13 protein-coding genes and 2 pseudogenes are annotated in these 14109 nt (G+C 59.4%); 5 read left to right on the top strand and 10 right to left on the bottom strand.

The window, feature by feature from the left end:
* Nucleotides 1-47: 47 nt before the first annotated feature.
* Nucleotides 48-476 carry a DUF983 domain-containing protein gene (locus VI25_RS16980; protein WP_045689131.1) on the bottom strand — a complete coding sequence of 143 codons (429 nt, stop codon included), beginning with the start codon at nt 474-476 and terminating at the stop codon, nt 48-50.
* A 132-nt stretch (nt 477-608) separates the two neighbouring features.
* Here VI25_RS16980 and VI25_RS28975 point away from each other — a divergent pair.
* The 3 genes and pseudogenes from VI25_RS28975 to uvrA all read left to right on the top strand — a co-directional run.
* Nucleotides 609-908 (top strand): annotated as a pseudogene (locus VI25_RS28975) (GNAT family N-acetyltransferase); the annotation flags it as partial.
* A 92-nt stretch (nt 909-1000) separates the two neighbouring features.
* On the top strand, nt 1001-1198 hold the full coding sequence (locus VI25_RS28980) for a hypothetical protein (protein WP_410503442.1): 198 nt from the start codon (nt 1001-1003) through the stop codon (nt 1196-1198).
* A 79-nt stretch (nt 1199-1277) separates the two neighbouring features.
* Nucleotides 1278-3812: pseudogene (gene uvrA / locus VI25_RS28985) on the top strand (excinuclease ABC subunit UvrA).
* A 48-nt stretch (nt 3813-3860) separates the two neighbouring features.
* Here uvrA and VI25_RS16995 read toward each other — a convergent pair.
* Complete coding sequence (locus VI25_RS16995; RefSeq protein WP_045689132.1) at nt 3861-4454, bottom strand: HD domain-containing protein; 594 nt, start codon at nt 4452-4454, stop codon at nt 3861-3863.
* Nucleotides 4455-4572: 118 nt separating this feature from the next.
* Here VI25_RS16995 and VI25_RS17000 point away from each other — a divergent pair, with 118 nt between their 5' ends.
* Together VI25_RS17000 and VI25_RS17005 are read left to right on the top strand one after the other, a co-directional pair.
* A complete protein-coding gene (locus tag VI25_RS17000; RefSeq protein ID WP_052695316.1) occupies nt 4573-6153 on the top strand; it encodes a hypothetical protein in 1581 nt (526 codons plus the stop codon).
* Complete coding sequence (locus VI25_RS17005; protein WP_045689128.1) at nt 6099-7295, top strand: cyclic nucleotide-binding domain-containing protein; 1197 nt, start codon at nt 6099-6101, stop codon at nt 7293-7295. The genes VI25_RS17000 and VI25_RS17005 overlap by 55 nt, the downstream gene beginning before the upstream one ends.
* A gap of 75 nt (nt 7296-7370) precedes the next feature.
* Here the strand turns inward: VI25_RS17005 and VI25_RS17010 are convergent, their stop codons facing one another.
* From VI25_RS17010 to moaA, 8 genes are all read right to left on the bottom strand, one after another.
* Nucleotides 7371-8441, bottom strand: a complete 1071-nt coding sequence (locus VI25_RS17010) for a transglutaminase-like domain-containing protein (protein ID WP_055562687.1) — start codon at nt 8439-8441, stop codon at nt 7371-7373.
* Nucleotides 8384-8614: a hypothetical protein gene (locus VI25_RS25245; RefSeq protein ID WP_161806965.1), complete on the bottom strand. Its 231-nt coding sequence runs from the start codon at nt 8612-8614 to the stop codon at nt 8384-8386. Before VI25_RS25245 ends, VI25_RS17010 begins: the two co-directional genes overlap by 58 nt.
* A gap of 159 nt (nt 8615-8773) precedes the next feature.
* Entirely contained in the window at nt 8774-9820 is a 1047-nt protein-coding gene (locus VI25_RS17020; protein WP_045688789.1) for an adenylate/guanylate cyclase domain-containing protein, read from the bottom strand.
* Nucleotides 9810-10208, bottom strand: coding sequence for a response regulator (locus tag VI25_RS17025; RefSeq protein WP_045688788.1), 399 nt, complete (start codon nt 10206-10208; stop codon nt 9810-9812). The genes VI25_RS17020 and VI25_RS17025 overlap by 11 nt, the downstream gene beginning before the upstream one ends.
* A gap of 39 nt (nt 10209-10247) precedes the next feature.
* Nucleotides 10248-11627 (bottom strand): ATP-binding protein, encoded by a 1380-nt coding sequence (locus VI25_RS17030; RefSeq protein WP_045688787.1) that lies wholly within the window; start codon nt 11625-11627, stop codon nt 10248-10250.
* 151 nt (nt 11628-11778) lie between these two features.
* The gene (locus VI25_RS17035; RefSeq protein WP_045688786.1) at nt 11779-12051 is read right to left on the bottom strand and encodes a hypothetical protein; all 273 of its coding nucleotides are present in this window, start codon (nt 12049-12051) and stop codon (nt 11779-11781) included.
* Between the two features lie 179 nt (nt 12052-12230).
* The gene (locus VI25_RS17040) at nt 12231-13034 is read right to left on the bottom strand and encodes an alpha/beta hydrolase (RefSeq protein ID WP_045688785.1); all 804 of its coding nucleotides are present in this window, start codon (nt 13032-13034) and stop codon (nt 12231-12233) included.
* Nucleotides 13035-13061: 27 nt separating this feature from the next.
* Nucleotides 13062-14069, bottom strand: a complete 1008-nt coding sequence (gene moaA, locus VI25_RS17045; protein WP_045688784.1) for a GTP 3',8-cyclase MoaA — start codon at nt 14067-14069, stop codon at nt 13062-13064.
* Between the last annotated feature and the right edge of the window lie 40 nt (nt 14070-14109).

Consider the following 14109-nt stretch of genomic DNA (forward strand, 5'->3'; position numbering starts at 1 on the left):
CCCGATGATTACAGGCCCTTCCTCCGCAAGCTACGCAAATCAAGCCCCTACCGCCGGCTTAGTGGTTCTGAGGTGGTAGGGGCGGCCGCCCGGCGGGCGTACTGCGGGTTATAGGAAATTCCTCCGAACAAGTAGAGCATCAGGGCGCGCGAGTAGCGCAAGGTGGCGGGGGCCGTGAGCAGCACAAAGGCCGTTACCGTCAGCACGTATACCCACACGGCTGGGTCGTGGAAAAGGTAGTAGGCCGCTACCCCGCCCACGGCAAAGCAGGCCACCGAGAAGGCGTAGCTCACAAACATGGCTCCCCAGTAAAAACCGGGTTCGGGCTCGTAGGCTACCTGGCATACGGGGCATCGCTCGGGCATGATGGCGTACTTGGTGAGGCGGTAGGCTGGGTAGGAAAACAAGTGGCCTTCGTGGCAGCGTGGGCAGCGCAAATCCAGGAGCGCCAGCGTGGCAGAATCAATCGGGTTCATCTCGGTAAAAGCTAGTTGCTTCTGCAAAGCTACGGCTGTGGCTACCCCCAAGTAAGGCACAAAAGAGTGCTTATACCGCACAAATCAACGATTGTAGACTACCATTAGCGCTTTTCTATATCTTGCCTGCCTATGCCACAGCTTCCTACTCCCGGCCCCTACCCCCTCGCGCTAGTCCCCGCCCTCGAAACCACCGATCTGCTCCTGCGCGACCACCGGCCTACCGACCTTGCCGACTACGCAGCCATTGGAGTAGAACCGGCTTTTTACCGCTTTCTGGGCGGCAAGCCCCAGTCTGAGGAAGAAGTGTGGCGCCGCATTCTGGGGCAGCAGGGGCACTGGGCTATTATGGGCTACGGCTATTGGGCCGTGGAAGAGAAGGCGACCGGCCGCTTTATTGGGGCCGTGGGGTTTGCCAACTACCACCGCGACATGATGCCTTCCCTGGGCGACGCGCCCGAAGTAGGGTGGGTGCTGGCTCCGCGGGTACATGGCCTGGCTACGCCAGCCAAGCGGTGCAAGCGGTGCTGGCCTGGGGCGACGCCCACTTCACGCAAGATCGGACCGTCTGCATCATCGACCCCGACAATACCGCATCTCTGCGGGTGGCGGCAAAGTTTGGCTACCACGAATACGCCCGCACTACCTACCAAGAGAAACTCATTGTGCTGTTAGAGCGCCCCTCCCCAACTAGCACCGCTGCCGGGGCCGTGAGTACCTGAACCGGCCCACCGCCCTAACCCGAGGCGCTACCCCAGAGTATAGCAGGGAGCAGCCGGCTCCCTTAGCCCTGCATTATTCATGGCTACCCTACCTTCCTCCCCTGACTTCGCGGGCTTTGTGCGCGTGCGTGGTGCCCGAGAGCACAACCTTAAAAACATCGACGTAGACATTCCTCGAGATGCGCTGGTTGTGTTTACGGGCGTGTCCGGCTCGGGTAAGTCGTCGTTGGCATTCGGCACGCTCTACGCCGAGGCGCAGCGCCGCTACCTAGAGTCGGTGTCGCCGTACGCGCGCCGCTTATTTCACCAGATGGCCGTGCCCGAGGTAGATGCCATTGAGGGTTTGCCGCCGGCTGTGGCCTTGCAGCAGCAGCGTGGTACGCCCACTACGCGCTCCTCGGTGGGGAGCGCCACCACGCTATCCAACTTGGTGCGCATGCTCTACTCCCGGGCCGGCGACTACCCCGCTGGCCAGGGTATTGTGTACGCCGAAGCTTCTCGCCCAATACGCCCGAGGGCGCCTGTCCTACTTGCCATGCTTAGGCCGCATCTACGAGGTAACCGAGCAAAGTATGGTGCCCGACCCTTCCCTCACCATTCGGGAGCGGGCCATTGCGGCGTGGCCCCAAGCCTGGGGCGGCCAAAATCAGCGCGATATTCTTGTGACGTTGGGCTACGATGTGGACCGCCCCTGGCGTGAGCTTCCTCAAGACCAGCGCGACTGGATTCTGTTTACGGAGGAGCAGCCCGTGGTGCCCGTATACCCCGGCTACTCGCCTGAGGAAACGCAGCGGGCCCTCAAGCGCCGGGAGCCGCCCAACTATATGGGCACTTTCACAAGCGTGCGGCGCCATGTGCTACACACCTTTGCTACCACCCAAAGTCCCCTCATGAAAAAGCGGGCTTTGCAGTACATGCTCAGCACCGAGTGCCCCACTTGCCACGGTAAGCGCCTGCGCCCCGAGTCTTTGGCCGTCACCTTTGCCGGGTTGGATATTGCTGAGCTGTCGGAACTGCCTCTGAAGTGGGTAGCGGCCCTGCTTAAGCCCTACGCCAGTGGCAGCGCCGCGGGCCGCCAACAGCGGGACGCCGACCACCCCGAGCAGGCCATTGTGGCGCAGCGCATTGCCGCCGACCTGGTAGCCCGGCTGGCTGTGCTGCTCGATTTGGGGCTGGGCTACCTGTCTTTGGAACGCAGCACGCCTACGCTGTCGCCCGGAGAATTGCAGCGGCTGCGGCTAGCTACGCAGCTGTACTCCAACTTGTTTGGCGTAGTCTACGTGCTCGATGAGCCCTCCGCCGGCCTTCACCCCTCCGATACCGAAGCGCTACTGACCGCGCTGGCTAGCCTGAAGCAGGCCGGCAATTCGCTGTTTGTCGTCGAGCACAACCTCAATGTCATCCGGCAGGCCGACTGGCTGGTCGATGTGGGGCCCGCGGCGGGCGAGCAAGGCGGTGATGTGCTGTACAGTGGTCCGCCGGCCGGACTGGCGGAAGTGGCGGCCTCCCAAACCCGCCGCTACTTGTTTGGTGCTGAGGTGGATGACGCCCCACGGGTACCGCGCCAGCCACACGCCTGGCTGCGCCTGCAAGGCGTGCGCCGCAACAACCTTAGTGGCCTGGATGTAGCCTTCCCGCTGGGCGTGTTCACCACCGTAACGGGCGTATCGGGTTCCGGCAAGTCGAGTTTGGTAAGCCAGGTATTGGTGGAGCTGGTGGCGGGCCACCTGGGCCAGGAGCTAGCCCCCGAGGAGGAAGAAACCGACCCATTAGAGCAGGCGGCCCTGCCGCAAACCGGTGGCCAATTGGTTGAGGGTATGGAGCACATCAAGCGCTGGTGCGGGTAGACCAGAAGCCCATTGGCCGTACGCCCCGCTCCAACATGGCTACCTACACGGGCCTGTTTGACCACGTGCGTAAGCTCTTCGCCGCCACCCCCGTAGCGCGGCAGCGCCGCTACGATGCTGGCCGTTTTTCCTTCAATGTAGCCAAGGGCCGTTGCGAAAACTGTCAGGGTGAAGGGTTTGTGATGGTGGAGCTATTGTTTCTGCCCAGCGTGTACGCACCCTGCCCAGTGTGCCATGGGGCCCGCTACAACGCCAAAACCCTGGAAGTTACCTACCACCATAAGAACATTGCGGAGGTGCTGAGCCTAACCGTAGACGATGCCTGGGAGTTCTTCACCGAGGAGCCTACCATCCAGCGGGCTCTCACCGTGCTGCGGGAGGTTGGCCTGGGTTACTTGCGCCTGGGGCAGCCCGCTACCGAGCTTTCGGGTGGGGAGGCCCAGCGCATCAAGCTGGCCACTGAACTGCAACGAGCGCAGCGGGGCAACTCCCTGTACGTCCTCGACGAGCCTACTACCGGCCTTCACCCCTCGGATGTGGAAAAGCTGCTCGCCCAGTTGCATGGCTTGGTAGAGGCTGGCAATACGGTGATTGTGGTGGAGCACGATATGCGCGTGGTTGCCAGCAGCGACTGGGTACTGGATATTGGTCCGGGCGCTGGCGACGAGGGCGGCCAAGTAGTAGCGGCCGGCCCTCCGCACGAAGTAGCCCGCGCCAACGGTAGTCGCACCGCTCCCTACCTAGCACGCTTCCTGAAAGGCAACTAATTAAACAAGTAAACGCCGGCTGCACTGCCACAGGCTAAGTACGCGCCTTTACTCGAAGCCTGTCACCAGTGCCTGTACCTCTGCCACGCGGGCTTGCTTCTCCGATTCGCGCCGGGCTACGGCGGCCGGAGTCCAGTACTGGTGCTGGGTAAGAAAGCTGAGTTGGAGACGCTGCCAGCTGGCCTCGTCGGCTACTAGGTTGCGAGCCAGCAGCTCGTCGCGCAGGGAGTTGCTGATGGGCCAGAAGTCGGGGCGGCCTAAGTAATCCAGGTCGGCGTCGCAAAGAACCTGGGCCAATGGGGAGTCGCCGGGGCTCTGGGGCACTTTCGTAGCCATTATCAGTTCGCAGATGGTGTCCACCTGGGCGGGGGTGTAGTCAAACTCCGGCAGCACAATGCGAGCTAGTTCACAGCCGGCCGCTTCGTGCCCCTGGTACACGGTCAGGAAGCCCGCATCGTGATAAAATGCGGCAGTGCGAAGCAGGGTTAGCTGTTCCGGATCAGTAATGCCCACGGCCTGGGCCAAGGATTCCGCCTGCGCTACTACGTCGCGGGTGTGGTGAAGCCCGTGGTAGTAGAGGGTGGGGGAAAGATGCTGGTGCAGCTGGTCCAGCACGTAAGCTTCAGCACGTTGGCAGTCCATGATAGGGGCGAGAGGAATATACAGGGTGTAATAACAGCAAAAGCGGGCAAACTCATGCGCTCGAACGTTACCTTGCACTATCATCTGCAGGCAAGCTTATTATATTCCTCTTCTCTGAATGACGCTACTTGAACGCTGGCAGCGGTTGCTAGGAATTCGGCCCGACGAAGGCCGCACGGTGGGGTTGTTCTTCTTGCACAACTTCCTGCTGGGCATCGGTACCATTCTGGTATACGTGTCGGCCAACGTTATCCTTCTCGAAAATAACCCCGAGCGTAGCCTACCCCTGGCGTATGGGCTAGCAGCCGTGGCCATGATTGTGGCCGGCAAGGTGTACGCTCACTACGAACACCACCTGGGCCTAGAGCGGGTAGCCAGCCGGGTGCTGCTGGCCGTGGTAGCCTTCACGGGCATTGTAGGAGTGCTGGTGATGGTAGGCCACTCGGTGGCGGCAGCCGTAACGATTATGGCAGGTTACCGGGTTATCTATCTGCTTACAAACCTGGAGTTTTGGGGCATTTCGGCGGTAGTGTTTGATGTGCGCCAGGGGCGGCGGCTGTTCAGCATCATCAGTTCCGGCGACATGCCCGCCAAGGCCCTGGGGGCTGTGCTGGCCATTCTTATTCATCACCACGCCGAACTGCCGTGGCTGCTGCTCACGGCCTTTGCCGCCTATATTGGGGCGCTGGTGGTCGTGCGGGCTACCCGCCGCCTGCACGTGGTGGAGGCTCGTGCCATTCCGCGGGCGGCCCGCCTCGAAGGCGTAGCGCCCCATTTGCAGCGGTGGTTTGGCAACAGTCGTTTGGTAGTATCTATGTGCCTGGGGCTGCTGCTGGTAGCTGCCGTAACCACGGGCATTGAGTACTCCTTTTTCGTGCACGTGAAACACAAGTTTCACGACCAAGCCTTGGTAATGCGCTACGTAGGTAGTGTGCTGGTTATCACTTATCTAGTGGCTCTGCTATTTAAGCTGCTGCTCTCCCGCGTGACGCTCGACCAGGTAGGGGTGCGCTGGATGCTACTGTCTTTGCCCGCGGTAATCCTGGGGGGGCTGCTCCTGGGTGGAGGCTTATGGTTTGGCGATGCCGGCACCGGAGTTCAACTGCTCTATTTCTGCGGCCTCTTTCTGGTGTTGGAAGTGCTGCGCCGGGCCGTCTTCGACCCCCTGTTTCTGGTGCTTTTTCAGCCCTTGCCCCCCGATGAGCGCCTGCAGGCTCATACCCTGGCAAAAGGCCTTTACGAACCCCTGGGTATGGGCTTGGCGGGCCTGCTGCTGGTAGCAGTGCCCTACTTGCCCGGCGCTGGGGAGTGGACGCCCTTCTTGTGGATGACGCTGTGCATGGCCGGGGCCCTGTACTTCCTGCACCTTACTCACGGCCGCTACTTGGCCGAACTGCGCCACGCCCTGAGCCCCCGCTTTGGTAGCCCTACCGAAACACTAGGAGAAGGCGCGGCGTGGGCAGTGAAAGCACCCGTGTCGGCGGTTTCTACGGCGCCCGAGAATACAGCCCGCCTCTTGGAAGACTTGCAAGACCGCACCACCCGTGCCGCTGCCGCCGACAGCCTGGTGCAGCTCGGGCCAGCCGGCTTGCCGGCGGTAGCACAAGCCTTGCAGGCGTCGGCCGATGAAGGCTGGTACGGCGCTTGGCCCAGATATGTGCCCGCCTGCGCCTACCGGCCAGCCGCCATGCCCTGGTAACGCTGGCTCAGCAGCCCGAGCTGTTTAAGCGCGAAACAGCTTTGCGTGCCTTACGCTATTTTGACCCCAACGAAGATGACGCGCCCATCTTTCAGGCCCTTGTGCAAGACGAGATGCAACGGGCCTCCCGGCTCCTGCAAGGCCGCGCTACCTTACCCGACGACGAGCCCCTGAGCCGCAGCTTGGCCTATGAGCTCACCCGCGTGGAGCAGCGCCTGTTTGGGTTGCTGCTCCAACTCTACCCGCCCCAAGCTATTGCTGATGCCCAGCGCGGGGCCTTGCATGCCGCCCGCGAACGGCGCGCCAACGCCCTCGAAATCCTCGACAATCTTATTCCCCGGCCCATTTACCAGGGCCTGCAAACGCTATTAGAAGAAGGTACTCCCGCCGAAAAATCTCGCGTCTTTAGCCGTCTCGTGCCGTCCCCTACCGCCCCCGCTTCCCTGCTAGATACTATTGTAACGGAGGGCGAGGCTGGCTTCACCGACTGGACCTTGAGTTTGGCCCTACGCGCTTGGCACCCCCAGCCGGCCACAGCACCCGCGCTACTGCCTCACTTGCGCAGCCCCAACTTACTCGTGCAGGAGGGCGCCCGCTATGCCCTTCGGCAACTTTCCAAAAACCAGCCTGCTGCTCACCAGCAGTTGCTTACTCAACTTTCTGCTGACCAATCTTCCCTCATGAGCCACTCTGCTTCTTCCTCCCGCATTTCGGCTACGGAACGCGTGACGCTGCTTCAGCACACGGCCCTGTTTGCGGCCACACCGGCTAATGTGCTCAGCAGCATTGTGCCCATTATGAAGGAAGTAAGCTTCGACGAAGGCGAAGAAATTTTTGCGAAGGGCGACCTGGGCACGTCCCTGTTCATTGTGCAGGAAGGCGAAGTAGGAATATACAACGGTGCCCAATTGCTCACTACGTTCCAAAAAGGCGACTTCTTTGGGGAGTTGGCTTTGCTCGACGCCGAGCCCCGCTCGGCCACAGCCCTGGCCCGTGGCCCCGTTGTGGCATTTCGCTTAGACCAAGAAGATTTCTATGATGTGATGGAGGAGCGCGGTGAGGTGCTCCGAAACATTCTGCGGGTACTCTGCCAGCGCCTTCGCCGCCAGAATGAGAAAACCCACCTACCGGAAACAAAGTAAGGCACTGCCGGCCGGGATGCGGGGCGAAGACTAGCCCCGCATCCCGCCGGCAGTGCCTACTACCCTAGCGAGCCGCTACTTTCCCTGGGGCGGCTGCCAGAAAGCCGCCGCATTGCTAGTGGTGTAGCTAATGAGGGTAGTGGTGCCTACCTTATCAGTGCTTATCGGCGGCGCTTTGGCAGCGGCAGGCTGCGTTAGGAGCCGGACGTACTGAATGGTCTTGCCAGTGGCGCGGGTTTCTAGGTTGTACTCGCTGCTGACTGGGGTTTCCAGTTGGTACAGGTTCTTGGCCATGTAGCGATACAGATACTCTTCCTTGGTGGCCGATTGCTTGTGGTTCCAATTGGCGGTTGGGTTGAGCAAAAGCGGCTGGCCGTTGATGAGCCGCTCGCGCACTTCTTCAATGCTCAGCAAGTTGCCCTGCTCGTTCATCACGTAGGCATCCTGCGTGGGGTCCATGTAAAGCCACTTTTTCTGGCTTGTAGAGTACACGGAGTTGATGACGTGGCTGTCGAAGTCAGCAGTGTCTTTGGGCAGGCACCCCACAAACCGCGACTGGAAACCCATGGCTAGGTACACCTCATTGAGCACGGTAGCTAGCCCCCGGCAGTTCAGGCCCCGCTTCTCCTGCTGGCATACCGTCAGTAGGTCGTGGGCATTGCGCAGCTTGGGGTTCTCAATGGTGCCATTGTGCGGTACCCGCTCGTGCACCCAGTGCATGAGGTTAATCATCTGCGAAACATCGGTACCGGCACCGGCAATGGAATCCAGCTTGTAGGTCTTACGCAGCATGGCCAACTGAGGCGCGTCGGCGGCTTGGTAGCGGAAAGAAGGTAGCTGGCTGGCTGACTCGGTCGTGTACCCTTTGTCTTTCTGGAGGATATAGCGGTAGTCACCCTTGTCGCGAATGGACGCCATCTGCTGCTGGAAGGCCTTGTCACCCCGAATAAAGTCGAGGTCCGTATCTGATGTGGCGTGCAGGTAGTCCTGGTAGCCGCTCCCAATGGCTTGGCGGAAGTTTGCCAGGGCGTTTGGGCGGTCTTTCAGCAGGGAGTAGTAGCAGGCCTCGTTGTAGTAAAGATTTGCCTCTAGCCCCCGGAAGTTCTGCTTGGTGGCTTCGTCCAGGGTGTTGTAGCTTGGTGCCACTGGGCGTAGAGCGCCAGCGCCGGCCGGTATTGTTTGGCGGTTATCAGCTGGCGTATTTCCTTACTCTTACTTGTCGAGTAGGCGTCAAACTCAGCCTTGGTTTTCACCTGCTGCGCATGAACCGAGGCCGCGCCCAGCAAAAGCCCGGCGCTCAGCAATACAACATGTCTCATTGGGATAGATAAAGTAGAGGAACAATAGAGTAGTCAGTTAGATCAGATGCCTATGCTGCATAAGCAGTTGCCTGAGCAGCCTGGGAAATAATAGCATAAGCTCCGCCCCTCGTTCCGGACTAGTCCAGAACGAGGGGAAATAAGTCGGCAACCTCGCTGCTAGGCTACTACCTCATAAATCATCACAGGTTTGGCCTTATTCTTCAGCGTAACCTCGCGCAAAGGCTTGCACTGAAACGACTCCTTTACGCGCTGATAGGTAGCTTCGGTGATGATGATTTGGCCGGGCTGAGCCACCGATTGCAGGCGCTGGCTCACATTCACCGTGTCGCCGATAACGGTGTAGTCCAGGCGCTTAAGAGATGCCGACCCAATGTTGCCCGACACCATTTCGCCGGTGTTGATGCCAATGGATATTTCAGGGTGGTAGGCGGTGCCGTTGGGCAGGATGCTCTCGTTGGCTTGCAGGGCCGTGCGTACAGCCAAGGCCGCGTCCATGGCCCGGTCGAGGTGATATTCGCCCCGGAACACGGCCATGACGGCGTCGCCCATGAACTTATCCACGTAGCCTCCCTGCGCAATAATCTCCTTCACCATTTGGTCGAAGTAGGTATTGAGCATCTTCACCACATCGGCGGGGGGGAGTACTTCGGAGAGCGACGTGAAGCCGCAGATGTCTACGAACAGTACCGTGGCCTCCACCGTTTCGCTGGCCATCAGGGTGTTCTCGAAGCCAGGGCGCCCCATAAAATTGAGCACCGTTTCATCGACGTACATGCGCAGGATGTTGTTTTCCTGCACCGCTCGGAGGGTTTGGCGCAGTTGCTGCACGTGCGCGGCCGTTTTCTCCATGGTCAGCTCCAAATCCTGAAAGTCTACGGGCTTGGTCACGAAGTCGAAGGCCCCACGGTTCATGGCCGTGCGGATGTTCTGCATATCGCCGTAGGCCGATACCATGACCGCCTTTATGACGGCGCTGGCATCGGGAAGACGGCTGAGCAGGGTCAGGCCATCCATCACGGGCATGTTGATGTCGGACAAGATGATGTCGAGGTCAGGGTGTTGCTGTAGCTGGTCCAGGGCTTCCTGGCCGTTACCAGCAAACACAAATTCGTACACACCTTCCCGAATCTTGCGCCGAAACTTTTGCTTGATCAACAGTTCCAAGTCGGCCTCATCATCGACCACAAGTACTTTAGTTTTCATGGCTGGCCATTGAGGTGAGCTTCGCCTTTAAAGCGGTAAAGTCCACTGGCTTGGTAAGAAAATCGTTGGCTCCCAGCTGTAGTGCCTGCTGGTGGCTTTCCTCGTCGCCGTAGGCGGTTATCATCATCACCTGGGGGGGTAGAGGGGGCGGCGGGGCAGCATATTCCTGGCGAATACGCTTCAGAAGCTCCAAGCCACTCATACCGGGCATGTTGATGTCGGAGAGGATCAGCACCACCTCCGAGGGGTGCGCGTGCAAAAAGTCGAGTGCCTCTTCGCCGGAGTAGGCGAAGGTAAAGGCAAACTGCCCGCTGCGAATTTCGCGACGAAAACGCTGCTCAAATAAGGCGCGCACATCTTTCTCATCGTCTACTACCAGTATTTTCATCGCAAACAAAGCTAAAATAATCCCCCAAGAGTTCTACTACTATGCTGGCAGTGTGATGATAAACTCTGTGCCAGTGCCTTCCTCACTTTCTACCGTTAGGGTGCCGCCGTGGCCCTTCGTCACAATGTCGTAGCTCAGGGAAAGGCCCAAACCCGTACCCTCCCCAGTGGGCTTGGTGGTAAAGAAGGGCTGAAATATTTTTTGTTGCATGCCTTCGGGAATGCCGGCCCCGTTATCACGCACGTGCACTTCCACGGTATTTCCCGCCGTGCGATGCGTGCGCACACTCACAGTAGGCACGTAGCCATCCTGCGGGTGTGCTTCCTGCTTTTTGTGCACGGCATAGAAGGCGTTGGTAAACAGATTCAGGAGCACCCGTCCTAGGTCCTGCGACACGGCCTCGATCTGGCCTAGGTTCGGGTCAAAATCTGTGTTCATGGTGGCGTTGAAGGCCTTGTTTTTAGCCCGCAGCCCGTGGTAGGCTAAGCGCAGGTATTCATCGGCCAGAACGTTGAGGTCGGTGGGCTGCCGTTCGCCGGAACTGGCGCGGCTGTGCTCTAGCATGCCCCGCACAATGCTGGCGGCGCGCTGTCCGTGGAAGGTGATTTTGGTGAGGTTTTGCCGCAGGTCTTCCAGCAGCTCCGCCTCTAACTCCGGGTCGCGTTCCGATTTCTGGCGCTCCTCGTCCAACTCCGTAATCAGTTCGGCGCTTACATCGGAGAAGTTGGTGACGAAGTTGAGAGGGTTCTGAATTTCGTGAGCAATACCGGCGGTTAGCTCCCCGAGGCTGGCCATCTTTTCGGCCTGGATAAGCTGGGCCTGGGTAGTACGTAGCTCCGTGAGGGCTTCTCGCAGTTCCTCGGTTTGTTGGGTAAGGGTAGAGGTGCGTTCGGCTACCAGGCGCTCTAGTTCCGCGTTTTGGGCCTCAATGAGGCGCTTGGCCTTTTCTTCCTCCTCCCGCTGTAGCCGCTCCGCTTCCAAGGATTTCTTCTGGCTGCGGGCAATGAACAGGAACGTAAACAGCCAGATGAACGCAAACCCTTGGGAGGTTTCAAACACATCATCATACTCCTTGAGCAGGTCGCGGCCGGTTACGGCAATGAGCAGCTCAATGGCCGCGTATAAGGTATACGGCGCCACAGCTAGTAGTAGGGTGCGAGCCGGGCGGTAGAAGCTTAACCGTATGAGCACCAGCACCACAATGCTGAGCACGATGAATATGTAAAACTCATCCAACTGATCCGACTTCCACTCAAACAGATAGGCCAAGCCCATCAGCACCACGCCCGGCACCCAGATGTGGTTTAGCAGGGCATTGAAGCGCGGCATACGGACCGGCAGATCCAGAAACCGTCGGAGGCCGCGCACAATCAACAGGGCCGGCACAATACTGATCAGGACCGAGGTGTTGAAGTTCATAGCAATAAGCCAGTCGGAGGGATGTTCAGTAACGGAACAGGTAGGCGCGGGGCCTCAACTTTAGCGCCGCACTGCAAACTAGCGTTTTGCTTGCTATTGCCAGCGCAGCGGTGTTCAGCAGCGCTAATCGGGTCTGCCGTCGAGCCAGCCTTTAGGGGAGGGGTAAGGTAATTTCTACTACCGGATTGCTGGTGCGCAGGGCTTGCTTCTTGCGTTGCTCCTTGTCGGTATCGTTACTTTTGGAGAGTAAAGCAGAAGCGTACTTTGTGACAACACCCACCGCAGAAGGTAGCGTGAATGAGATGATAAGCTGGCGGCGCTGCCGCGTTGGCGGCGTTTTGGTGGTAGGAGCCGTTTGTGCATGCCCCGTCAGAGCTAGTAGCCAAAACGCTGATAGCAGGATAAGGGACTTACAACGGGACATTAGAAAAGGATAAGTATACCTGGGCACCTACCAGACGGCGAAGGGCCACTGGCGCTGCCCATAATGGCTAGCCTCAGCAAGGTATCATGTGGCAGCGGCTAGTGCAATGGTAGCAAGCCGGGCCGCAGAAAATAAACGGCGGTGCTTCTCTCCTTTCGTATCTGCCAGGGTTCCGGTAACTACTCGGCTAGGATGCGCCGAAGGTGGCGCTGGTAGCTTGGGTTGTCGGTGAGGTCGTTGTGCCCGGCGTCGGCCAGTGTAATAAACTGATCCTGCGGCTTGAGAGCAGCTTGCAAGGCAAGCGTGCCCTGGTACTCAATGATTTCGTCTTGGTCGCCGTGGAAGATGACGACGGGGGCTGACACGTGCGGCAGTATCTCGTCGGTGGCCAGGGGGTAGCGTACAATAAAGGCAGGTACCCACGGATAATGGCGGCGGGCCATGGCACGCATGCTAGTGTAAGGCGCCTGCAAAATGAGCTGCTTGGGATGGTGCCGGGCCGCTAGCCACGTGGCGATGCCCGTACCCAAAGAGTAGCCCAGCACTATGGTGCGCTCTTCCGGATAATGGGGCAGGAGCTGCTGGTAGGCCGCCTCGGCATCGGAGAGGAGCTGTGCCTGACTGCCGATACGACCCTGGGTTTTGCCGTAGCCACGGTAGTCGAGTAGGAACACGTCGTAGCCTAGGCGGGTGTAGGTAGATGCTACGTGGCCCCAGCTGTCGAGGGCGCCGCCGTTACCGTGGAGGTAGAAAACGAGGCCTTTCCTCGCAGCAGAGTCGGTAGGAAAGAGCAGGCCATGCAGACGGGTGCCATCGGGGGCAGTAACCCAGCGCTCAGTAAACCGCTGGGGAAAGCGGAATTGATAGTTAGTCGCCAGCTTGGTAGGAAAGAAAAGCAGCCGCTCCTGCTGGAAGTACAGTAACACGCAAACGCCCACGTATAGTACCGCGCCAAAGCCCAGGAGCCACAGGAAAATTTTCATAGCAACCTCATGGCCTACTCGGTGGTGCTACCCCCCAATTGTGCTCATCGACTCAAAGCTGAGCTGATGCAAGGGCCGCTGACTTTCCGCTTCAAAGCCATTGGCGGCACGGTTGCGGAAGGCAGAGGTAAGCGCCGTTACAATATCGGCATCAGAGGCGCCGCCACGCAGTAGGGCCCGAATATCGAGCACGCCTTGGTCGTAGAGGCAGGTCTTGAGGCCGCCTTCAGCCGTAAGACGAATACGGTTGCAGGTGCCGCAGAACGTGCGGGAGTAAGCCGCAATGATGCCCAACCGCCCCTGGTGGCCCGCCACGGTGTAGTGCGAAGCCGTGTCGCCGGGGCGAGTGGCCACTGGTGCTAGAGTGCCCAAGTTTAACTCCAGATGCTCCCGGATGCGGTTGTGATTCCAGGGGAGAGTAGCGGCGTGGCTACCACCGTTGAAAGGCATTTCTTCGATGAAGCGTACATCTACCGGAAGGTCGCGGGTCAGTTCGGCCAAAGGGAGAATGTCTTGGGTATTTTGTCCATCCATTACAACCGCATTGATTTTCACTCGAATACCAGCGGCCAGCAGGGCGTAGAACGTGTCGAGGACGCGCGGCAATTCGTCGCGGCGGGTGATGCTCGCAAAGCGGCTGCGGTCGAGGGTGTCGAGGCTGAGGTTTACCGCCTTCACGCCCATGCGGGCTAGCTCCGGCACGTGAGGCGCCGTGAGCACTCCGTTCGTAGTCATGGTGAGCTCCTCAATACCGGGAATTTCGCTGAGGCGGCTCATGAAGGGAACCAAGTCGCGGCGCACGAAGGGCTCCCCACCCGTGAGGCGCACTTTGCGCACGCCCAGAGCAGCCATTACGGCGACTAGGCGCTCCATTTCCTCGTAGGTCAGCAGCTCTTGCTTGGGCAGGTACTTAATGCCTTCCTCAGGCATACAGTAAAAGCAGCGCAGGTTGCACCGGTCCGTAACAGCTAGGCGCAGGTACTCCAGCGGGCGGCCGTGGTTATCAAACAAAACAGATGGTACAACAGCAGACATACTCGGCAGAAAAACACCCCGCTCATGGATGGGCGGTGAA

The sequence above is a fragment of the Hymenobacter sp. AT01-02 genome (assembly GCF_000961955.2).
GTDB classification, from domain to species: domain Bacteria; phylum Bacteroidota; class Bacteroidia; order Cytophagales; family Hymenobacteraceae; genus Hymenobacter; species Hymenobacter mucosus.

Coding starts and splice junctions, on each gene's coding strand:
- VI25_RS16980 (WP_045689131.1), bottom strand. CDS start 476: ATGAACCCGATTGATTCTGCCACGCTGGCGCTCCTGGATTTGCGCTGC.
- VI25_RS16995 (WP_045689132.1), bottom strand. CDS start 4,454: ATGGACTGCCAACGTGCTGAAGCTTACGTGCTGGACCAGCTGCACCAG.
- VI25_RS17000 (WP_052695316.1), top strand. CDS start 4,573: ATGACGCTACTTGAACGCTGGCAGCGGTTGCTAGGAATTCGGCCCGAC.
- VI25_RS25245 (WP_161806965.1), bottom strand. CDS start 8,614: ATGAGACATGTTGTATTGCTGAGCGCCGGGCTTTTGCTGGGCGCGGCC.
- VI25_RS17020 (WP_045688789.1), bottom strand. CDS start 9,820: ATGAAAACTAAAGTACTTGTGGTCGATGATGAGGCCGACTTGGAACTG.
- VI25_RS17025 (WP_045688788.1), bottom strand. CDS start 10,208: ATGAAAATACTGGTAGTAGACGATGAGAAAGATGTGCGCGCCTTATTT.
- VI25_RS17030 (WP_045688787.1), bottom strand. CDS start 11,627: ATGAACTTCAACACCTCGGTCCTGATCAGTATTGTGCCGGCCCTGTTG.
- VI25_RS17035 (WP_045688786.1), bottom strand. CDS start 12,051: ATGTCCCGTTGTAAGTCCCTTATCCTGCTATCAGCGTTTTGGCTACTA.
- VI25_RS17040 (WP_045688785.1), bottom strand. CDS start 13,034: ATGAAAATTTTCCTGTGGCTCCTGGGCTTTGGCGCGGTACTATACGTG.
- moaA (WP_045688784.1), bottom strand. CDS start 14,069: ATGTCTGCTGTTGTACCATCTGTTTTGTTTGATAACCACGGCCGCCCG.